Source organism: Streptomyces sp. (assembly GCF_050698815.1).
Classification (GTDB): Bacteria; Actinomycetota; Actinomycetes; order Streptomycetales; family Streptomycetaceae; genus Streptomyces.
In genome coordinates this window covers 1-3888 of the sequence record NZ_JBOHCV010000772.1, presented here as the reverse complement: position 1 = coordinate 3888, position 3888 = coordinate 1, and the positions used below count along the sequence as shown (strand labels likewise).

The 3888-nt window shown below is 70.4% G+C and carries 6 protein-coding genes and 1 pseudogene; 6 read left to right on the top strand and 1 reads right to left on the bottom strand.

Annotated elements, in window-relative coordinates; translation table 11 throughout:
* From ACRDP3_RS27690 to ACRDP3_RS27665, 6 genes are all read left to right on the top strand, one after another.
* Positions 1-969 (top strand): SRPBCC family protein (locus ACRDP3_RS27690; protein ID WP_431519759.1); only part of this gene is annotated, 969 nt, incomplete at its 5' end.
* A gap of 67 nt (positions 970-1036) precedes the next feature.
* On the top strand, positions 1037-1471 hold the full coding sequence (locus ACRDP3_RS27685; protein ID WP_431519760.1) for a gas vesicle protein: 435 nt from the start codon (positions 1037-1039) through the stop codon (positions 1469-1471).
* Between the two features lie 14 nt (positions 1472-1485).
* The gene (locus tag ACRDP3_RS27680; RefSeq protein WP_431519758.1) at positions 1486-2358 is read left to right on the top strand and encodes a GvpL/GvpF family gas vesicle protein; all 873 of its coding nucleotides are present in this window, start codon (positions 1486-1488) and stop codon (positions 2356-2358) included.
* A complete protein-coding gene (locus tag ACRDP3_RS27675; protein ID WP_431519757.1) occupies positions 2348-2605 on the top strand; it encodes a gas vesicle protein in 258 nt (85 codons plus the stop codon). The genes ACRDP3_RS27680 and ACRDP3_RS27675 overlap by 11 nt, the downstream gene beginning before the upstream one ends.
* 25 nt (positions 2606-2630) lie before the next feature.
* Positions 2631-3080 (top strand): gas vesicle protein K, encoded by a 450-nt coding sequence (locus tag ACRDP3_RS27670; protein ID WP_431519756.1) that lies wholly within the window; start codon positions 2631-2633, stop codon positions 3078-3080.
* A 69-nt stretch (positions 3081-3149) separates the two neighbouring features.
* Positions 3150-3572, top strand: coding sequence for a hypothetical protein (locus ACRDP3_RS27665; protein WP_431519755.1), 423 nt, complete (start codon positions 3150-3152; stop codon positions 3570-3572).
* 100 nt (positions 3573-3672) lie between these two features.
* Here ACRDP3_RS27665 and ACRDP3_RS27660 read toward each other — a convergent pair.
* Positions 3673-3888, bottom strand: a pseudogene (locus tag ACRDP3_RS27660) (hypothetical protein); the annotation flags it as partial.

Here is a 3888-nt window from a genome sequence, read left to right as displayed (position 1 = left end):
CTGGGCGAGAGCGTCACCAAGCTCGCCGACCCCTCCCAGGGCGGCCCCGGCGGCCTCATGGGCAGCCTGGCCAAGGGCGGCCAGGCCCTCAGCGAAGGAAAGTCGCCCGCGCAGGCGGCGATGACCGCGGGCACGTCACACGTCAAGGAGATGCTCAAGGACAAGGTCAAGGGGATGTTCGGCAAGGGGCGCAAGAGCGGCGGCGGCAAGTCCAAGAGCGTGACGATCGTCGAGGACATCGACGTGGGCGTGCCCGTGCGCGAGGCGTACGACCAGTGGACCCAGTTCCAGGAGTTCAGCACCTTCGCCAAGGGCGTCGTCAGCGTCGAGAAGGCCGACGACGTGAGCAGCAACTGGAAGGTGAAGGTCGCCAAGTCCACCCGCAGTTGGAAGGCGAACGTCACCGAGCAGATCGCCGACGAGCGGATCACCTGGACCACCGAGGGTGCTAAGGGAACGGTGAAGGGCGTGGTGACCTTCCACCGCATCACCGATGACCTCACGCGGGTGCTGCTGGTGCTGGAGTACTTCCCCAAGGGACTCTTCGAGAAGACCGGCAACATCTGGCGGGCCCAGGGCCGCCGGGCCCGGCTGGACCTGAAGCTGTACCGCAAGTTCATCATGATGCGGGGCGAGGCCACCGACGGCTGGCGCGGCGAGATCCGGGACGGTGAGGTCGTCGTCGAGCACGACGAGGCCGTCGAGGAAGAGGAGCGTGCCAGGGACGAGGAGGAATCGGAGGCGCAGGACGGCGCCGACGAGTCCGACGAAGCCGAAGGTGAGTACGAGGAGGCCGACGAGGCCGCCGACGACGACGAGCCCGACGATGATGAGGCCGAGGCCCAGTACGACGAGGAGGAAGAGCCCCTCGAGCCCGAGGACGAGCCCGAGGACGAGTACGAGGAAGCGGATGAGGAGGACGCCGATGAGGAGGAATCCGACCGGCGTACCGTCGGGGCCCGTCGCTGACCGCGCGAAGCGCGGTCCACTGAAGAGACAAGGCTGATACCACGTGTCCGATTCACTGGCCGGCCGTATGGGGTCCTCGCCGAGCAGGGCGGCCCCGTACGGCCAGCAGGGGAGTTCCGCGAACCTCGCCGACATCCTGGAGCGGGTGCTCGACAAGGGCATCGTCATCGCGGGCGACATCAAGATAAACCTGCTCGACATCGAGCTGCTGACGATCAAGCTCCGCCTCCTCGTCGTCTCCGTCGACAAGGCGAAGGAGATGGGCATCGACTGGTGGGAGAACGACCCCTCGCTGTCCTCGCGGGCATCGCGGCAGGAAGTCCGCGGCACGTCCGCCTACGGTGGGCAGGACGCGCTGACCGAGGAGAACACGCGGCTACGCGCGGAGATCGAGCGGCTGCGTTCCGCTGCCGAGCTCCCCGCCGCCGAGGAGTCCGCCGAGGGGAGCCGGGAGACCGACGGCGAGAGCCGCGGCGGAAGCACGAGCAAGCGGGGTAGGTGACGTGGAGGATGTCGGTGCCAGATTCTGACGCACAAGGCGCACCGGGGACGTCCGGAGCACCGGAGCCGGCGGCGCAGGTCTGCTACGTCTTCGCGGTCGGGCGTGAAGACGAGCCGCTCAGCGCCGTCGTGCCGGGACTGACCGGGCCCTCCGGCTCGCCCGTCCGCACGGTGCACGGGGCCGGTCTCGCCGCGCTGGTGTGCGGCGTCCCGGCCGGTCTGTACGACGAGGACGGGCTGCGGGCCCAACTGGAGGACCTGGAACGGCTGGAGACGATGGCGCGCTCACACCATGCCGTGGTCGCCGCCGCCTATGAACACACCACCGTGCTGCCCATGCGGCTGGCCACGGTCTATCTGGACGACGCACGCGTCGCACGGATGCTGGCCGAGCGGAAGGGCGAATTCGACGCCCTACTCGGCCGGTTGGAGGGACACCTCGAATGGGGTGTCAAGGTGTACGCGGACCCACGGGACGCGGCTGCCGCGCCCGCCGCGGAACCGGACGGCGGCGCGGCGTCCGCCGGTACCGGCCGCGCCTATCTCCAGCAGCGCAGGAAGCAGCGCAGCCGGCACCGCGACACCTACCGTGCGGCGGGCGCCGTGACCGAGCGGATCACCGCGCTGGCCGGCGGACTCGCCACTGCCAGGGTCGCGCACCGGCCGCAGCAGGGCGAACTGGCCTTCGGGCCGGGTGAGAACACCGCCAATGACGCCTACCTGGTGCCGGCGGAACGCAGCGAGGAGTTCCGTGCGGCGATCGCCGGACTGGCCGAGGACGTGCCGGGCGTCCGCGTGGAGCTGACCGGGCCGTGGGCCCCGTACTCCTTCGCGACCCCGCCCTCCGCGCCGCAGCACTCCGCCGACGGGCCCGGCGATGAATCCTGAACTCCCCGGCGCCGACTTCGCGAGCGCGGTGGAGCGGGGAACCCGGTCGGCGGCCAACGGCTTCGAGGGGGAGGACTCACTCGCCGGCCGCCAGGTCGCGCTGATCGACCTGCTGGACAGGCTGCTGGCGGGTGGCGCTGTGCTGACAGGGGACCTCGTGCTGTCCATCGCCGACGTCGACCTGGTCCGTATCAACCTCCGTGCGGTCATCCGCTCGGTCACACCCGACGACCCGGCGCCGTGGTGAAGCGGCGGGAGAGGGGCGCCTGATCATGACCGACAAGCCCGGGGAACTCCACGGTGAACCCGGGGAGTTCCGCGGCGAACCCCGGGAACTCCCCGGCGAGGCCCGCCTGGACGAGGTCGCACGGTCCGCGGCCCGCGCCTTCGACCTGCTGCCCGCCGGTCCGGAGGAGGGCGGCGCCCGCCCGAACGACAAGCTGGCCCAGCGGCTGAAGACCGACCCCGACACCGTCGAGCGCGATCTCATGAAACTCGTGCTGACGATCGTGGAGCTGCTGCGTCAGCTGATGGAACGCACCGCCCTCAACCGGGTCGACCAGGGTGACCTGAGTGAGGACCAGGAGGAGCGGATCGGCATGACGCTGATGATTCTCCAGGACCGCATGACGGAGCTGTGCGACCGCTACGGACTGACGATGGCGGACCTCAACCTCGATCTCGGTCCGCTGGGTTCACTGCTGCCGCGCGGCGACGGCTGAGAACGACGGCTGAGACGCCCGTTGACAGGCGCGACGTTTCAAGCGCCCCCGTCCGGCAACCCGAACGTCATGACTGACAACGGCAAGAGCACAGGTACCGCAGGAAAGGCGAACAGCACCAAGAAGCCCGCCGAGGCAGGCGAGAAGGCAGACCGGGGTATCACCAAGGCCGCCGTCAAGACCGGGTCCGCGACCCACAGCGTGGGCGAGGCCGTCGAGGGTGGCGGCAAGACCTTCGGTGCGGCCACCAAGCGGGCCGGGCAGGTGGCGAGCCAGAGCGCAGAGGCGGGGCGGCAGAAGCTCGCCTCCGCCTCCACCACCGCGGCCACGGCCGCGTCCGTGACCTGGACCGCCGTGAAGAACCGCAAGGGCATCGCGGCCGGCATCGGCACCGGCGCGGTCACCGCGGTCGCCGCCTCCTTCGCCGCCGGCCGGTTCTCGGCGAAGCGTGCGGCAGGCCCCTTCACACGCCTCACCGGCGGACGGCTCTAAGGGCTCGTCCCAGGCATCAGCGGGTTTTCGGTGGCCCGGACGCAGGCCCGTACGGGAGGTGTCCGGGCCACCGGCCTGTGCTGCCGTTCTTCCGCCTGTTTCACAGAGCGGTCAGATGGTTCGGCAAGTCACGTGCGGGCTGGGGGATTTCACCGAAGTCCTCGTCGTCGTCCGTGACCGGCAGCCGGTGGATGACGGCTTCCAGAGCGTGCGGCAGCCGGGGATGGCCGCCACGGTGACAGTCGCTGAGCAGGCCGTGCCGGACCGGCGCGGGAAGCAGCGGCCGCGCGGGGCGGTGCGGGCGGCGGCCTGAGCG